This is a genomic window from Microcystis sp. M109S1, from assembly GCF_020247025.1.
Classification (GTDB): Bacteria; Cyanobacteriota; Cyanobacteriia; order Cyanobacteriales; family Microcystaceae; genus Microcystis.
This window is the reverse complement of sequence record NZ_JADBRW010000461.1, coordinates 1-14,232: the sequence shown is the minus strand read 5'-3', so window position 1 is coordinate 14,232 and position 14,232 is coordinate 1. Positions and strand designations below refer to the sequence as shown.

The following is a 14,232-nucleotide window of genomic DNA, read 5'->3' as shown; positions in this document are numbered from 1 at the left end:
GTAAAAACATTTTGGCCGCAGGACTTGCGGTGTCAGTCTGTAGAGCGACCATAAGACCAGAACAGAGTAAATCTGTTAAGGCAGGTGCGGAACCCCGCAAGGGAAAGAAGCAGAAACCTAAATCGTGAGGTTTGGGAATCGCCGCACTTTTAGGGCGGCGAGGATGTCAACTTCGAGGATGCGACTTTGACGCAGATGTTCCAACCAGCGCCAACGGTATTGACGGGAGTTAACGGCAAAATTTTGGTAACGTCGCATCAGTAAGCGAGAACGACCTTGACCGAGAGAAATCCCGTATAAAGCCAATCCAGCATACCAATCGGGATTAGGCAGAGAAAAACGATAATGAACGAGATTAGGGGCTAGAAAATCCAGATATTTCCAGCTTTCCTGCGGATTGCGGCTATTGCGCCACTGACTGCGAATTCCCCGCGCCGAGATTTCGAGGATTTGGAAGGCTAACGGTTGAGCATTTTCCCGTTTTGCCCCGAATTCGCTGCGATCATGGCTAATATTAACATGGGCGGGATCGAGGAGATTTTCGAGTAAATAGCCCTGTTCGTAGGGAAAATCGATGACATAATCGGTATGGACACAATTGGGGTCTTCTAGGTCTTTGATGATAGGAATATCGCTTTCTTTCGCTGTTTCCTGTTCTCCTAACCAAACCCAGAGGACTCCCTGACGTTCCACCACCCTATAGGATTTAACCTTGGCATTGCGGGGAATCGGGGTATTGACTGGCAGTTGGGGAATATGGGAACATTTTCCATCCGTCTCGAACTGCCAACCATGGTACAAACATTCTAAACGCCCAGCGATCATCTGTCCTGTGGAGAGTTTAGCCAAGCGATGGGGACAGCGATCGAGCAAACAGCCCCATTTTCCCTGCTGATCGCGAAATATTAGCAATGGTTGCCCATAAAGAGAGAAAGAGTAGGGATTTTTTTGCCAATCCTGCACGAATAACACAGGATACCAACAATTTTGGTAGTGAAAACAGTCATCCCTAGGGAGGGGTTGAGATTGATCAGCGCTCGTCATGGCGATGAGAGAGAAAAAATATTGATCATCATCATAATATCGGTGTGGCAAATTGATCTCTGTCTTCCTACTATCTTTTAATTAATCCGAAAGAGACTAGGAGAGGGTGGAAATCCCCGATAGGTGTTAATTGTAGCCAAAAAATCGATTGTAAAGCCTTTTATTGATTTCGTATAGTAGCCAAATAATTAAAAAACAGACAGAGATGAATATCAAAGGTTTTTGAGTCAGTAAATTCTGCAAACTCCAGAATAGTTGCTGCGGTTGAGTGACTAGATACCAACTATTCAGTCGGAGAAACCGTCCTAAATAGATACCGATCGCACTTAAAAAATGGAGAATTATTTCTAGGGGTAAAACTGCTGAATTTAGCTGACTTTGCTGACAATAACTTTTTAAATTAAGTAAGGAGAGAACGTATAGCTGAAAGCCAATAAAAATAAAGAAGCTATACTGGGGGATTAAAACTAAAAAAATTAAACTTTTGGCGTAATCCTGCTGAAGATAGGCGATTAAATGAATGCTATCGGTGAGAATATAGGGAGCATTGGGTAAAAAAAGCAGGAAAACTAAGAGAATTAACCACCAGAGTAGGGAACGATCGAGGGCGATCCGAAATAGCCAAAAGCTAAGGATAAAGGGGATAAAAGCCAGAAAAGAATTCCAGATAATCCTCCCGGTGCTAAGGTTAAATAATTGCCAAGCATTGTGCCACCAATCCCTAGTTAAAATTATCGTTAAATCTGCCCAAATCATCCCTTAAATACCAGTCTCCTCTAGGGTTGATAAATATCTTAACCAATTTTTTAAAGATTCCGGGAAAGGGATTCTTTGTCTAGCGGTGGGAGCGATGCAGACATGGCGAGTTTTCGCTTTTGCGACCATGATTTCAGCCAAATAAATTTTATACTGCAATTCAAACTCGTTTTCGCTTAGGGATCGGGCAGTGAAATCAATCTGTATGCGATCGCCACAAAAAAGAGGCCGAAAAAACTGGATTTCCGCTTGAGTAATCGGTAGGGCAACCGGAGAATCTTTCAAAAAATCCTTGATATTGATGCCAAATTGTGCTAAAGAAAACTCGTAGGCTTGATGACAGATCGAGAGAAGATGGGCAAAGTAAACCACACCGGCCGCATCGGTATCGGCCAGATAAATTAGGCGCTCGTAGGACATAAAAAGCTTATTGTCTTTCTAGAAAGGTTAAACTATCTTGTAGTTGTCTTAACTCGTCCCGATGGGCTTTTACAGTTAATTCCGTTTGCTGAGATTTGCTTTCTACTTTAAAAGCCACTTCTTCTAAACGGCCGACTTTTTGCCAATAGAAAACCCCCGCGAGGGGAGATAAACCCACAAGAGCAAAAATATAGGGATTAGTATCGGGAAATAACAGCGATAACACCAGCGATAAGCAAAATAAACCCAAGGCCGCCAAAATTGTCAAAAATATCGCTAGAAAGGGGCTAGGCGGCACAAAACCCTGTAATCTGACAATATTCTGTTCGGGTTCGATCGCCTTGACTTGATAGGAACGTCGGTCAAAATAATCTCGCAGTTGTTCTAATAGTTGGTCGTCACTGGTACTGGTAAGATAGACACGCTGTTCGATACGCTCTTTGACGGAACCGCGAATAAAAAAGAATAATCCCACCATGAGCAGGAGAGTCAGAAAAAAAGTTGAGGAAAGAACGGGGGTATCCATGGCGGCGGTTAGGAGCGAAAAAACTTACAATTAATCCTAATTATCCTAACCTATCTTCTCCCCCGATCAGAAGATAGACCCTAGGAGCAAAACCTCGATCGAGAATCAGAAAAATTTCACCCCAAGGCAGATTCATGGGCAACAATCTATTAACAGGATTAATCGAACCCTTACAGTATAGTTTCATGCAGAGATCCCTAATTGAAGCTATCATCGTCGGGATCATTTGTGCGGTGGTGGGAACCTACCTGATGGTACAACGTTTGGCCCTCTTGGGCGATGCCATCAGTCACTCGGTCTTACCTGGATTAGCGATCGCTTTTATTGGTAATTTTAATCTGCTACTGGGTGCTTTACTAGCCTCAATGGTCAGTACCCTAATGATTAACTTGATCCGTAATCGTTCCCCAATCAAAGAAGATGCGGCCATGGGGATCGTTTTCTCGGCTTTTTTTGCCCTTGGCATCACCCTGATCACTCTCATCCAAAAAAACAACAAAATTGACCTGAATCACTTTCTCTTCGGCAATATTCTGGGTGTCACTGCTGCCGACATCCGCGATACCCTAATTATTGCCGTTATCGTTTTGTTAACCGTTTTGCTCCTGTATAAAGAACTATTATTCTACACTTTCGACAAAATCGGGGCGCAAGCGGCGGGTTTACCGGTAAATTTATTAGATTTAGGCTTAATGCTCCTGATTGGTCTGACAATCGTTGCTAGTCTCCAAGCAGTGGGAGTAATCCTCGTTTTGTCCCTTTTGATTACCCCCGCGGCCACTGCTTATCTTTTAGTTACCCGTCTCCATCAAGTCATGGGTTTAGGTGTGGGTGTGGGGATTATTTCTAGTATCAGTGGGATGTATTTAAGTTATTACTGGAATTTACCCTCTGGACCGGCGATCGTGCTTGTCGCTTTTACCCTATTTATGTTGGCCTTTTTATTCAGTCCCCGTCAGGGAATTTTCACTCATCCCTCTAGTCTAGGTGGTCAACTTTCTATCTGGGGAGAGATGAAAAATTTGTTGAGACGACGTTAGTTTGCAGCAGAAGGTTGGGTTTTTGGCAAGTGATCAAAAAAAGCCGACGACTGACGACTAAAAAACTGATAACTGCTATAAGTAGTCGGACAAAATTAATTTCCTAGTCGAGACGGGAGACAGCAGAGGATGCCCTCTCCAGTTATACTTCATCTTTATGAGAAACGCCTTAAGTATGCCACAGTTTTTGAAAAATGGTATAAAAAGTATAAATGTTAATCGATCGACTTAAATCTTAAACTAAATAATCAAGCCCGAATCGCCCAGTATTGGAGGAACAAAACAACTCGTGAGTATAACTGATTTAATCCAAAAAGGCGGAGTGGCCATGTGGCCGCTGCTTTTTCTGTCTATTTTAGCTCTTAGCACTATTATCGAACGAATTTGGTTTTGGAGTCGTACTCTCCTCAGTGAGGGCCAGATTTTAAATCGCATTATGGAATCCGCCATCCGTAACTGGGATTTGGCGGCAAAAGTCGCCGGAGATTCCCGCAATCACCCCATTGGTAGCTATCTTTATGCTCCCCTGCGCTTAGAAAATCCAGATCCAGAGGTTTTTCACTTTGCCCTCGAATCGGCTGCCGATGAACAATTATCCCTAATGAAACGGGGCGATAAAATGCTTGAGGCAGTCGTCGCCCTTTCCCCCCTGTTAGGATTATTAGGGACGGTACTCGGTTTAATTACCTCTTTGGCCGATATTCAATTAAGTGACCTGGGAACTTCCTCGACGGCGGGAGTAACTTTAGGTATTAGTGAAGCTTTAATTTCCACCGCTACCGGCTTAATTGTCGCTATTTTTAGCCTCGCTTTCTATCGTGTTTTTCAGGGACTCTGGTTCAATCAAGCCCGAATTTTTCGCAAGGCCGGCAGTGATTTAGAAATTATCTACCGCCAACGCTGGTTACACCAAGAAGACCAACAATACGCCCTCAGTGCTAACCTAGAAAAACCTCTCGATCGCTAAGTCTCCCCCTTATCAAGCATGGCCGAAACTAAATCTCTTAACCACAAAAAGCCAAATAGTAGCCATATTACGGCTCGTCCGCTCAAATTATGGCATGATCAACACCGTATTCAAGAGGATGTGCAGGTTAATATCGTTCCCTTGATCGATGTAATTTTCTGTATTCTCACTTTCTTTATTCTCGGTGCAGTGGGATTATCTCGCCAACAGGCTATCAGCCTCGATTTACCGAAAGCTAGTACCGCCACCACCCCGATGCGGGAAATGTTGGTGGTTAGTCTCGATGATTTCGGACAACTCTACGTCGAAAAACAAATGGTGACTCGCGCCCAGCTGTTCGAGGCGATCAAGAATTATCATCAATATAGTCCCAATGGACTGATGGTACTCAATGCCTCCAGAAATGCCAGTTATAACGAAGTGGTTGGGGTTTTAGACCTACTGCGACAGGCAGGCGGTGATCGTGTGGCTTTAGCGACTCTATCGGGGGAGGCTAATAATCCCACCCTGGAAAATAGCAATCCTTTGCCCAATTTGCCGACTAATCCCACCTTGCCCAGTTTACCCAATCCTCTGGGCAGAAATTAACTAGGAATGGATACGATAGGTGAGTAATTGTTCTTCGAGGGCGGCAATGCGATTGTAGGCCGCCGTCAATTGTGCCGTTAATCGGCGAATTTGGATTTCATCGGCAAAAGAATTATCGCCATTGACAGCTGGTGCTTGTTTGCCACCGTGATCCCGGAGAATATCTTTATGATCGTAGAGGCTATTATCGGATAACTCGGAAAAACCGACCATTTCCAGGGATTCTCGCCGGTAATGACTCGATTTATCCCCAGCTAGGATAGCAATTTGCTGGCTGAGGCTTTCGACAATATCCTGTAGACGCTCGACTTTCCGATCAAGACTGATAATCTGTTGTTGTAGTCCATTCATGCAATTACCTAGGGATAAAGGAGGTTTCCCCTCTATGCTAGGCTCTTGAGGAAATGGACTATAACAATTTATGATTGATTTAACGATCCCTTTACTGCCCTTAACGAAAATATGGCACGGGAAGTCCCCACACGAGAGCGAAGCGGGATGGGGATGTGCCGAGTGCCTCCTTTCCCCTTGATTAAAACCTATGCCACAATGTTTAGGCGTTGTCAGGTCAAGACCTCGGTTTTACCCTGTGGCTATGTAGGGTTTGCGGCAAACAGTTTTTCGTGGGTGTGGGGAGAAGGGAGTGCCGGAGCAGGGAGTGGGGAGCAGGGAGAAACAATTCATAACTTGAGAGTTAATCACACTATTAAAAGAGGAATTTAGCCATCAATCTTTACCGAGAAGCCGGATTTACTAACATGGCCAAAGCACAGAGACATTGTGGTTAGACTTAAGCATATTTTGAGACTTTTTAGAATGAAATAGCCCTGGCATCGGTAATAGCACTCGAAATAAAAATTAGCTCACCAATCTAGATAAAATTTCTCGATGAATTAAAGCTCGATCGATTAAAAAATGTTTGCGATCGCTGGTTAATCCCTCTCCATTGGCATAAAAATTAATCCAAGTGGTACTAATATCATTAACTGCCTCTGGTAACTGATCTAATTCCCAACCCGGCATCGGTACTTCGGCAATTAATCGCGACACTTTCGGATCATAACTAAGGGCAAAACAACGACAATCTTCTGCCGCGGCCATAATTAAACTATGAAAGCGCATTCCGATCACCATTTCTACCCCACGAAATAAGCCTTTTAACTGTCTTGGATCCTCTAAACTAATGATTTGATAATTTTCCCTTAATTGACGGGCTACAGCTTCACAGAGGGGCAAATCCCGCGACTTTTGAAAAGGGACTAAGAGAATAAACGCCCCCGTGCTGGTTTGTAAATCAATTAAAGCTCGGGTTAATTTATCTAATTTTGCCGGGGTTAATAGGGGATGGGGACGTAAATTGACGGCGATTCTTGGGGCGGGTAAATCCGATAATCCCTTGACTGATTGAGCGTCTAAAGCCCATACTGGATCGGGGGCAACAATGGGATGAATACCCCAATTGGCGACTAAATGAGCCGAAGTATCATCGCGCACAGTAACTAAACTACATTTTTGTAAAACTTTTTTGGTTAACCAACGGGTAAAAGGTCTATTTAATGGTCCAATTCCCTGGCCCCAAGCAATAGTTTTTAAGCCCAATAATTGAGCAAGAGCCATTAAACCACCGTAATAAATTGGACTGGCAAAACTGGTGACATCCTGCATTAAACTGCCGCCACCCCAGATAAATATATCCGCTTTTTTCATAGTTTGAAAAACTTGCCACCAATCCCTACTAGGACAGGTTTCCACTCCATAACGTTGACTGGTTTCTCTGGGATTATTTGACAAAACAATAGGTTTAATTGCTGAGGGCAACATCTGCAATAGAGACACTAATAATGCCTCATCTCCTCCGTTTCCTCTCCCATAATATCCACAAATTACTGCACGCATATATTCAGTTATCAGTTATCAGTTGTCAGTTATCAGTTGTCAGTCAACATTTGCCTGTTGTCTGTTCCAGTGTTTTCTTGAAAGTAGGTTTTCCCTTTTTACTTTTTACTTTAAAAATGTCTCTTAGTTTCTTAAGTTATGCTGTCAGCTACAAGTTAGCAGTGACCAGTTTTATTCGATTCAGTGATCAGTTTATCTATTTTCTTATTCCCACTCATAACTAATAGCTTAAACCTGATCACTGTTTACTGATAACTGATCACTGATTTAGTCGTCCATTTGCCAGGGTTCGGTGATGTTTTTTTCATCGAGGATATTTTTGGCTCTTAAAATCAAGACTAATTGACCTAAGATGGTGACATCGGGGGGACTATCAAACCATTGTAAAGAGACGGAATTATCTCTCTCTACCAGATAATAATTGTTCACGTCCCATTCGGCCAAAACTCGATCGATCACTAATAAAACTTCTTCGGATCTGGTGGCAATCGATCGAGGTAATTGATCGCTAGGCCATAAAATAGCTATAGGATCGATCGCTTTGAGAATTGCTTGCCAACCGGGGAGAGGCACAATCGTTTGTTTATCCCCCACCGTTACCAGTCGAAAAGGTTCCTCGACGCTCAAACTTTCTGTGTGTTTTATATCAGTTACCGTCACTGGAAATCTTCCTACCAAAGGAATAATTCTGGCTAATTCGTCCTCATCCTGTAAACGATGGACGGGTAGCAGGGGAGCGCTACGGGAGGGAGTAACGGTAAAATCTTGTAGTAAAGACTCGATCGCCTGTCTGGCCGAGTCAGAATGGGCAAATTTCAACCCTTTAGCGATTAATTTCGCTCTTTCGGCTAAATCTCGCTTTTGTTTGCCCCGTTTCCAACACTGATAAGCGATCGCATCTCCAGGATGACGAGTAAATTCACTGGGAATCTGGGATAAACGGGAAAAATCTTGGATAGCTTTGGCGATATCGTGTGCTTCAGCCACCTCAATCCTTTTTTCTGCCGCTAACTTCGCTGCCCCCAGTCTTTGTTCTTGATTGAGAATCCGCAATTCGTATAACACATCACTGCGCGGCCCGATGTAGTAACTTAATAAATCTTCAGCTGCCCCCGCTTTGATTAAACTCTCAAAAACTTGGGCAGCGACAATAATTAAATTTTGTTGGGCATTTTGAAAACCCGTTTGTTCAAAGATTAACTGGGAATCGTAGCCAGCTTTTTGCAGTTTTTGACATTTTTGCCCCCAATTCACCCAATTTCCTTCCTTATGAAGCAGCGAGCGCATTAATTCGGTCGCTTCCGTTTCGCTGATTCGATCATCTGTACTGCGAGGCTGTTCTGTCATAGACAACTTGATCAAGCTACAATAACTAAAATTTATCTAATCCCTCAAAAATCTTCAAGAGCAATTAAGGTTAACAGGATAGACTAGATAGTAACAGGATAGCTGACAATCACCCCCTTCGTACCTGTTAGGGCAAGTTTATCTTCAATGTCTAGATTAAGAGTTAATGGAAGCATTCCCCCCTCGTCCCCAACTAACCCCGGTCAAAGGACGATGAAAACCAAGCGTCACCCCAAAGATAGCGCCTTGGGTTTAGTCTCTACCCTCAGCTTTCCGGCGATCGTCGGGACGGCGGATATGATGCTAAAATCAGCAGAAGTTACCCTCGTGGGTTACGAAAAAATTGGCGGTGGTCACTGTACAGCGATCGTGCGTGGTAATATTGCCGATGTGCGGTTAGCAGTGGAAGAAGGGGCAAAAACCGCCGCACAGTTCGGACAATTGGTATCTAAATCGGTTATTCCGCGACCGATGCCCAATTTAGAGGTAATTTTCCCAATTGGTAGCCGTTTAGCCGAAATTGCCCAAAGTCAACGGGGTTTCAGCAAACTGAGCAATATGTCGATCGGTCTCTTGGAAACCCGCGGTTTTCCCGCTATGGTGGGGGCAGCCGATGCCATGTTAAAATCGGCCGATGTGCAGTTAGCTTCCTACGAAACGATTGGGGATGGTTTGTGTACGGCCATTATCCGGGGTTCCGTCGCTAATGTGGCCGTGGCCATTGATGCGGGAATGCGGGAAGCAGAGAAAATCGGTGAACTGCACGCGGTGATGATTATTCCCCGTTTATTGGAAGATTTAGAACATACCCTACCGGTAGCCAGCTACTGGTTAGAAACCCCCGAACCTTTACCGATGTTGTTACCCAATACCGTCCGGGAAAAACAACGGGAATTAGTCGCTTTACCGGAATTGGAAAAAACCAAAATACCGATTCGTCGCCAAGAAATGCAGGAAAAAGTGTTAGAAGAAGTGATTCCCGTGGAAGTTATCACCGATGAGGACAGTTATTAATTTTTATTTTCAACTTTGGTCCTGTGCTGCTAAAAGTACAGGACCAAAAGGTTGAATTAGGGTTTGCAGCAAAAAGTTTGTTGGTGGGTGTGGGGTGGATACTTGTATCGGGTATGAATGATAATTTGACGGTAAAAAATCTTTACAGAAGCCCCCGACAATTAAACGAATCGAATAATGATAAATTTTTGTCAAGAGGTGCGGTCAGATCGAATAATCATCGGTAGAATTAGCCTATTGTCAGGAATTTGGTTAAACAAGGTTTTTGGCAATATACTAATCTGGCTAAACACGCTTTTGGGCGTGATATAGGGAAAAGTTCTGGCGATTGCGCCTAAATAGATTGATATGCTGAAAGTTGACCCATATCGTTATTCTGGAGAGTGTTATACAGAAAGTTGACCTATAATATGTAGTTAGAACCTCTTAAATAGTGGGTCTGCAAGCTCAATGAAAAAAGAACGAAAATTTTCCGACTACAAATCCGAAGCTGAGGCGTGGATCACACTCGCCACGGGTGAGTATTACCCAGATATTCTCCCTGACGCTTGCCGATTATATGAGCCAGTTCTAGTCGAGTTTGGGCTATTGCTAAAGGCATCGCATTCTTCCACTAACTTTTTCACCGCTATTATGGACACGAGGAATCAGTGGATGCGTACGCAGCTTTGCCGTGTATTTAAGAAGTACGTTAGCCCACAAACACCAGTTGAAATGTTAAAAAGAAAAACAGACGCAGATAAAATATGCGCTCAGTTTGGTGATGCTTTCAGGAATATTGTCGAAGTCCAACAAAAATTTGACAGTCGCCCCATGCCCGACGAAGCTTTATGCGCAGTGCTTTGGGAATACAAGGACCGCGGCAAAAAAGGCTATGACTTAACTGAAAGGTTATTCGATGTTCTGCGCAGCCAGCATATCGGGTTTGTTGTTACAGGCCCTCAAAGAGCAGGTAAAGATGTGCTGCTAGGAAATGTTTTTAAGGATTATCCGAAGCCAGATCGTCCAGTAGACTTCGTTATCTATGAAGGCAAGAAAGTGCTTGCTATTGGTTTGGCTCGCTAGGACTCAGATCGCGGCGGTGCACAGGAGGACGATCGCACAGGTCAATATCGTGAAGTTGCCCAAGAGATTCTTGACTATGCAGAGAGTCATGGATTGCCGCATATCAAAGTGGTCTATGTAAATGACGGCCCAGGCCTCTTACTTGGTTCTATGTGGAATGATTACGCATACATCGAAGATCAATGGCCAGACCGAGTAAAGGTTGTCACGCTGCGCATGGTTCCAGATCGCATCACATCTGAATGGTTGAGGTCTTAAGTATGGCGGTTCCAATTCCAGGCATGGGAAATCGTACAAAAGGAGAAAGGGTGTCGCCTGTGGACACTAATGGTTTTCGCCTAGAGTACCCCGGAAAAAAGGCACAAGAAGATATTCTTGCGCTTCCCGCAGGACACTACTCGCCAAATTCGGCATATTCAGGCGGCGATAATAGGCTTTACCACGGGGACAACTTGGCTGTACTTGCGGCTTTAGCGAAGGATGAAGCCGTAAGCGGAAAAGTGAAACTTGTTTACATCGATCCTCCATTTGCAACTGCATCATCCTTTGAGTCAAGAAAACAAAACCATGCTTATGACGATCATCTTGTTGGACCTGATTTTGTTGAAACGTTACGCGAACGCCTAATTTTAATTCACCGTTTGTTGGCCGATGATGGTTCGCTATACCTTCACCTTGATGAAAGAATGATTTTTCATTTTCGCGTCGTCTTAGATGAAATTTTCGGAGAGAAAAATTTCCGAAATTGCATAACGCGCAAGAAGTGCAATCCTAAGAACTACACGAGAAAGACATACGGAAATGTAGCCGACTACATTCTTTTCTACACAAAGAGCGATAACTATGTATGGAACCGACCAATTGAACCATGGGATGAAGTTAAATCAGTAAAGGAGTATCCATGCCTTGATCCCGATGGGCGCAGATACAAAAAAGTACCCGTCCATGCTCCCGGTGTCCGTAACGGGGAAACAGGTGGGGAGTGGAAAGGCAAGCTGCCGCCACCCGGAAAGCATTGGCAATATAAACCGTCAACCCTAGATGAGATGGATGCCCGTGGAGAGATTTATTGGTCGCCAACGGGAAACCCGCGCCGAAAAATCTATCTTGAAAATAGCGCTGGAATTCCAGTGCAAGACATTTGGATGGACTTTCGTGATGCGCATAATCAAAACATTCATATAACCGGCTATCCAACGGAAAAGAATCCTGCACTTCTTTCTAGAATTATTGAAGCATCATCAAATCCCGGTGATCTTGTCCTAGATTGCTATGCAGGGTCTGGAACCACATTAGTGGTGGCATCAGAGCTTGGGCGAAAATGGATTGGTGTTGATCGTAGCCAGGAGGCTATTACAACAATATTGCATAGGATGGCTAATGGCTCGGATCGTATGGGTGATTTTGTCAATGAGAAATCCAAAAAAGCTTCATTGCCATTATTCAGCATTGCCGACTTCACACTGTTTGAAGAGGCTGCGGAAGAAAACATTCAGCCTAAAGATGCTGACATTACATCGCCAAACGGGGTTCTAACAATTCGTTCCAGCGGACGCGCGCTTTAGCGCGCCGCTGAACTTATCCGTTATGCGGAACCAATAAGCTGTAGGGTGCGTTCCCTAATGCAAGTCCTACTGCTCCAGCGAGCGATTTTGGGGAACGCACCATGCACATTGATTGAAACTGTGGGTTTAAGTGCGGTCGCTGATCTTAATAAGCTACATTAACAACAATACTTAAAGAGAAGGCTTAAAATGGTTAAATCAACTTTGTACACGACAGCAAAAGTCCTACCGGGAAATAGAATTGAAATTGAATCTCCAGATCTGACTGTAGGACAAACTGTTGAGGTAGTTATTTTGCTTGAAGAAGTTAGTTCTGATTCTTCTACCACCGCAGATATCTCTCCATCCTTAAAACAGCGTCTTGCTCTTCTGAAGTTACCAATGACTGAACGTAGGAATATTCTCAAAAGTCAAGCCGATATAATGCTCTCTCACTATCAACAAGATTCTGAATGGCAGGAGTTAATGGCAGGTGACATCATTGACTATTAACCCTGAGCTGCCAAAACGTGGAGAAATTTGGTTAGTCAACTTCGATCCTACTGTTGGTGCAGAAATCAAAAAGGTGCGTCCTGCTGTCGTCATCAGTTCGGATTCAGTAGGAAAGCTTCCTATCAAGCTTATTGCTCCTATTACAGACTGGAAAACATATTTTTCAGCAAATTTCTGGCACCTTAAAATTGAACCTAACAGTATCAATGAATTGAATAAAGCTTCTGCAATTGATACTCTTCAACTAAGAGGGGTGGATTGACAAAGGTTTATTCGTAAATTAGGAAGCGTTTCTGAAATTACAATGCTGGAAATTGTAGCCTCCATTGCTACTGTAATCGAATTTGAGGTCTAACAAATCTTGCACCCGACCAACAAAAAGCCACTGATGCTGGAAAATAGACCAAAATGGCGGGGGAATTCAGCTGGTAGGGTGCGTTCCCTAAGGTGGCTCCTACTGCTCCACTAATAGATTTTTGGGGAACGCACCATGTGCGATGTCGAAGGCACTGGGTAGCACCCCTAGATGGGGTTGGAGGGCTTGCTTTAGGGCGCTATACTGGGTTATAGGGGTTTTCAAGATTAGTGCTATTTCTTATCAAATCCTATGCTAGACTGGTGGTAGATTAGTTATCAACTACTACAAAAAGTTGAATTGGTAAAACACATGAGTACATCAGCAAAATCACTAGAAGAACTGGTGAGACAATTATCGCCCCAGTTAAAGGTTGAAGTACAAACGTTTGTAGAGTCACTTTTAAGTAAATCTAACCAACCCATAAGACGTAAACTCCGTCAAGACTGGGCAGGGATGCTTAAAACCGATTACACATCAATTGAGTTACAGCATCTTGCAGTTGAATGGAGAAATGGCTAGTGTTTCTTCTGGATACGAATATTTGGCTAGAACGCTTATTAGGACAAGGACAGGCGGAGGTTGTTGCGGAGCTACTTGATACGCTCTCGCCCTCTGATATGTGTATAACTGATTTTACTTTACATTCTATCGGGGTGATCTGTAATCGGCTGAATCAAAGAGACGTTTTTGTCAAATTTGTGGACGACGTTTTGATTGATGCTGGTGTTGTACTGGTCAGTATTCCTGCTAACCAAATGAAGAGAGTCGTAGAAATAATAGCTCTCTTTCGCTTGGATTTTGATGATGCTTACCAATATGTTGCTGCCGAGCTTGAAAAAGCTACTATTGTGAGTTTTGATCAAGATTTTGACAAGACAGAGCAAAGACGTTTGACTCCTATGCAAGTGCTTAAAATTAGAAATTAATTGCTTGCTCCCGTCAGTCAACAATACCAAATCCTGTTATCATAAAACGGGCAAAGACGAGGGGATAAAATGCCCAAGAAAGCTTACTTAGGGTCTGCTGAATAAATCTAAAAACCTTGTTGGGTAAGACTTTTAGACTTTTTGTCAATCAAAAAGTACCAGGCATGGGAGTGATCAGGGGGAAAATTCAGGTACTTTTTCCCTGAAAATTAGGTAGTTGACCACCTG

15 protein-coding genes and 3 pseudogenes are annotated in these 14,232 nt (G+C 43.6%); 11 read left to right on the top strand and 7 right to left on the bottom strand.

Going from position 1 to position 14,232, the window contains the following annotated elements:
* Nucleotides 1–128, top strand: a pseudogene (locus IM322_RS22700) (RNA-guided endonuclease TnpB family protein); the annotation flags it as partial.
* Between the two features lie 34 nt (nt 129–162).
* Here the strand turns inward: IM322_RS22700 and IM322_RS22695 are convergent.
* The 4 genes and pseudogenes from IM322_RS22695 to IM322_RS22680 form a co-directional block, all read right to left on the bottom strand.
* Nucleotides 163–1,044 (bottom strand): annotated as a pseudogene (locus tag IM322_RS22695) (aromatic ring-hydroxylating dioxygenase subunit alpha); the annotation flags it as partial.
* A gap of 126 nt (nt 1,045–1,170) precedes the next feature.
* The gene (locus IM322_RS22690; RefSeq protein WP_287672124.1) at nt 1,171–1,800 is read right to left on the bottom strand and encodes a DUF1361 domain-containing protein; all 630 of its coding nucleotides are present in this window, start codon (nt 1,798–1,800) and stop codon (nt 1,171–1,173) included.
* Nucleotides 1,801–1,803: 3 nt separating this feature from the next.
* Nucleotides 1,804–2,220 (bottom strand): acyl-CoA thioesterase, encoded by a 417-nt coding sequence (locus IM322_RS22685; RefSeq protein ID WP_287076532.1) that lies wholly within the window; start codon nt 2,218–2,220, stop codon nt 1,804–1,806.
* 7 nt (nt 2,221–2,227) lie between these two features.
* Nucleotides 2,228–2,746, bottom strand: a complete 519-nt coding sequence (locus IM322_RS22680; RefSeq protein WP_286824561.1) for a cofactor assembly of complex C subunit B — start codon at nt 2,744–2,746, stop codon at nt 2,228–2,230.
* Nucleotides 2,747–2,880: 134 nt separating this feature from the next.
* Here IM322_RS22680 and IM322_RS22675 point away from each other — a divergent pair, with 134 nt between their 5' ends.
* The 3 genes from IM322_RS22675 to IM322_RS22665 all read left to right on the top strand — a co-directional run bounded on the left by IM322_RS22675 (nt 2,881) and on the right by IM322_RS22665 (nt 5,341).
* On the top strand, nt 2,881–3,786 hold the full coding sequence (locus tag IM322_RS22675) for a metal ABC transporter permease (protein ID WP_287672125.1): 906 nt from the start codon (nt 2,881–2,883) through the stop codon (nt 3,784–3,786).
* A 328-nt stretch (nt 3,787–4,114) separates the two neighbouring features.
* Nucleotides 4,115–4,753 (top strand): MotA/TolQ/ExbB proton channel family protein, encoded by a 639-nt coding sequence (locus IM322_RS22670; RefSeq protein WP_287672133.1) that lies wholly within the window; start codon nt 4,115–4,117, stop codon nt 4,751–4,753.
* Nucleotides 4,754–4,771: 18 nt separating this feature from the next.
* The gene (locus IM322_RS22665; RefSeq protein WP_287672126.1) at nt 4,772–5,341 is read left to right on the top strand and encodes an ExbD/TolR family protein; all 570 of its coding nucleotides are present in this window, start codon (nt 4,772–4,774) and stop codon (nt 5,339–5,341) included.
* Here IM322_RS22665 and IM322_RS22660 read toward each other — a convergent pair whose 3' ends face one another.
* The 3 genes from IM322_RS22660 to IM322_RS22650 form a co-directional block, all read right to left on the bottom strand.
* Nucleotides 5,342–5,692 (bottom strand): hypothetical protein, encoded by a 351-nt coding sequence (locus IM322_RS22660; RefSeq protein ID WP_287672127.1) that lies wholly within the window; start codon nt 5,690–5,692, stop codon nt 5,342–5,344. It abuts the gene before it with no gap.
* 507 nt (nt 5,693–6,199) lie between these two features.
* A complete protein-coding gene (csaB, locus tag IM322_RS22655) occupies nt 6,200–7,237 on the bottom strand; it encodes a polysaccharide pyruvyl transferase CsaB (RefSeq protein ID WP_287672128.1) in 1,038 nt (345 codons plus the stop codon).
* A gap of 267 nt (nt 7,238–7,504) precedes the next feature.
* Entirely contained in the window at nt 7,505–8,584 is a 1,080-nt protein-coding gene (locus tag IM322_RS22650; protein WP_287672129.1) for a RuBisCO accumulation factor 1, read from the bottom strand.
* Nucleotides 8,585–8,797: 213 nt separating this feature from the next.
* Here IM322_RS22650 and ccmO point away from each other — a divergent pair, with 213 nt between their 5' ends.
* The 7 genes and pseudogenes from ccmO (at nt 8,798) to IM322_RS22615 (ending at nt 14,004) form a co-directional block, all read left to right on the top strand.
* Nucleotides 8,798–9,598 (top strand): beta-carboxysome assembly protein CcmO, encoded by an 801-nt coding sequence (gene ccmO, locus IM322_RS22645; protein ID WP_002775137.1) that lies wholly within the window; start codon nt 8,798–8,800, stop codon nt 9,596–9,598.
* 450 nt (nt 9,599–10,048) lie between these two features.
* The gene (locus IM322_RS22640; RefSeq protein ID WP_287672130.1) at nt 10,049–10,663 is read left to right on the top strand and encodes a bstEII; all 615 of its coding nucleotides are present in this window, start codon (nt 10,049–10,051) and stop codon (nt 10,661–10,663) included.
* A gap of 260 nt (nt 10,664–10,923) precedes the next feature.
* Nucleotides 10,924–12,228: a site-specific DNA-methyltransferase gene (locus IM322_RS22635; RefSeq protein WP_287672131.1), complete on the top strand. Its 1,305-nt coding sequence runs from the start codon at nt 10,924–10,926 to the stop codon at nt 12,226–12,228.
* Between the two features lie 189 nt (nt 12,229–12,417).
* Entirely contained in the window at nt 12,418–12,720 is a 303-nt protein-coding gene (locus tag IM322_RS22630; protein WP_287672132.1) for a hypothetical protein, read from the top strand.
* Nucleotides 12,701–13,075, top strand: a pseudogene (locus IM322_RS22625) (type II toxin-antitoxin system PemK/MazF family toxin). Before IM322_RS22630 ends, IM322_RS22625 begins: the two are co-directional and overlap by 20 nt.
* A 312-nt stretch (nt 13,076–13,387) precedes the next feature.
* A complete protein-coding gene (locus IM322_RS22620; protein ID WP_287685142.1) occupies nt 13,388–13,597 on the top strand; it encodes a DUF2281 domain-containing protein in 210 nt (69 codons plus the stop codon).
* Nucleotides 13,597–14,004 carry a PIN domain-containing protein gene (locus tag IM322_RS22615; protein ID WP_287713334.1) on the top strand — a complete coding sequence of 136 codons (408 nt, stop codon included), beginning with the start codon at nt 13,597–13,599 and terminating at the stop codon, nt 14,002–14,004. Before IM322_RS22620 ends, IM322_RS22615 begins: the two co-directional genes overlap by 1 nt.
* Nucleotides 14,005–14,232: the final 228 nt, after the last annotated feature.

Coding starts and splice junctions, on each gene's coding strand:
- IM322_RS22690 (WP_287672124.1), bottom strand. CDS start 1,800: ATGATTTGGGCAGATTTAACGATAATTTTAACTAGGGATTGGTGGCAC.
- IM322_RS22685 (WP_287076532.1), bottom strand. CDS start 2,220: ATGTCCTACGAGCGCCTAATTTATCTGGCCGATACCGATGCGGCCGGT.
- IM322_RS22680 (WP_286824561.1), bottom strand. CDS start 2,746: ATGGATACCCCCGTTCTTTCCTCAACTTTTTTTCTGACTCTCCTGCTC.
- IM322_RS22675 (WP_287672125.1), top strand. CDS start 2,881: ATGGGCAACAATCTATTAACAGGATTAATCGAACCCTTACAGTATAGT.
- IM322_RS22670 (WP_287672133.1), top strand. CDS start 4,115: ATGTGGCCGCTGCTTTTTCTGTCTATTTTAGCTCTTAGCACTATTATC.
- IM322_RS22665 (WP_287672126.1), top strand. CDS start 4,772: ATGGCCGAAACTAAATCTCTTAACCACAAAAAGCCAAATAGTAGCCAT.
- IM322_RS22660 (WP_287672127.1), bottom strand. CDS start 5,692: ATGAATGGACTACAACAACAGATTATCAGTCTTGATCGGAAAGTCGAG.
- csaB (WP_287672128.1), bottom strand. CDS start 7,237: ATGCGTGCAGTAATTTGTGGATATTATGGGAGAGGAAACGGAGGAGAT.
- IM322_RS22650 (WP_287672129.1), bottom strand. CDS start 8,584: ATGACAGAACAGCCTCGCAGTACAGATGATCGAATCAGCGAAACGGAA.
- ccmO (WP_002775137.1), top strand. CDS start 8,798: ATGAAAACCAAGCGTCACCCCAAAGATAGCGCCTTGGGTTTAGTCTCT.
- IM322_RS22640 (WP_287672130.1), top strand. CDS start 10,049: ATGAAAAAAGAACGAAAATTTTCCGACTACAAATCCGAAGCTGAGGCG.
- IM322_RS22635 (WP_287672131.1), top strand. CDS start 10,924: ATGGCGGTTCCAATTCCAGGCATGGGAAATCGTACAAAAGGAGAAAGG.
- IM322_RS22630 (WP_287672132.1), top strand. CDS start 12,418: ATGGTTAAATCAACTTTGTACACGACAGCAAAAGTCCTACCGGGAAAT.
- IM322_RS22620 (WP_287685142.1), top strand. CDS start 13,388: ATGAGTACATCAGCAAAATCACTAGAAGAACTGGTGAGACAATTATCG.